Origin of the sequence: Chromobacterium vaccinii (assembly GCF_000971335.1) — a bacterium.
GTDB lineage: Bacteria > Pseudomonadota > Gammaproteobacteria > Burkholderiales > Chromobacteriaceae > Chromobacterium > Chromobacterium vaccinii.
Genome location: NZ_JZJL01000139.1, coordinates 1 through 926, shown reverse-complemented (window position 1 = coordinate 926; position 926 = coordinate 1). Strand labels below are relative to the sequence as shown.

At 63.9% G+C, this 926-nt stretch carries 1 protein-coding gene; it reads right to left on the bottom strand.

Translation table 11 applies throughout. The features are described 5' to 3' along the window. A partial coding sequence (gene tuf / locus VL52_RS22950) for an elongation factor Tu (RefSeq protein ID WP_046159218.1) occupies positions 1 to 926 on the bottom strand: 926 nt, incomplete at both ends.

Sequence of the window (926 nt, the reverse complement as noted above, 5' to 3'; positions counted from 1 at the left end):
ACGCCGGCGCCGACGGTGCGGCCGCCTTCGCGGATAGCGAAGCGCAGACCTTCTTCCATCGCGATCGGAGCGATCAGGGCAACGGTGATTTCCACGTTGTCGCCCGGCATTACCATTTCCACGCCTTCGGCCAGGCTAACTGCGCCGGTCACGTCGGTGGTGCGGAAGTAGAACTGCGGACGGTAGTTCGCGAAGAACGGGGTGTGACGGCCGCCCTCATCCTTGGACAGAACGTACACGGAAGCTGCGAAGTCGGTGTGCGGGGTGATGGAACCCGGCTTAGCCAGAACCTGGCCACGCTCCACGTCTTCACGCTTGGTGCCGCGCAGCAGCACGCCAACGTTGTCGCCGGCCTGACCCTGGTCCAGCAGCTTGCGGAACATTTCCACGCCGGTGCAGGTGGTCTTCACGGTAGCCTTCAGGCCCACGATTTCCAGCTCTTCGCCGACTTTCACGATGCCGCGCTCAACGCGACCGGTCACCACGGTGCCGCGGCCGGAGATCGAGAACACGTCTTCGATCGGCAGCAGGAACGGCTTGTCAACGGCGCGTTCCGGAGTCGGGATGTAGGAATCCAGAGCAGCGGCCAGGCGGAAGATCGACGGCTCGCCCATTTCGGACTGGTCGCCTTCCAGCGCCAGACGAGCGGAGCCGGTCACGATCGGGGTGTCGTCGCCCGGGAAGTCGTAGGAAGACAGCAGATCGCGCACTTCCATTTCCACCAGTTCCAGCAGCTCGGCGTCGTCAACCAGGTCAGCCTTGTTCAGGTAGACGATGATGTACGGCACGCCAACCTGGCGGGACAGCAGGATGTGTTCGCGGGTTTGCGGCATCGGACCGTCAGCGGCCGAGCAAACCAGGATCGCGCCGTCCATCTGAGCCGCGCCGGTGATCATGTTCTTCACATAGTCGGCGTGGCCCGGGCA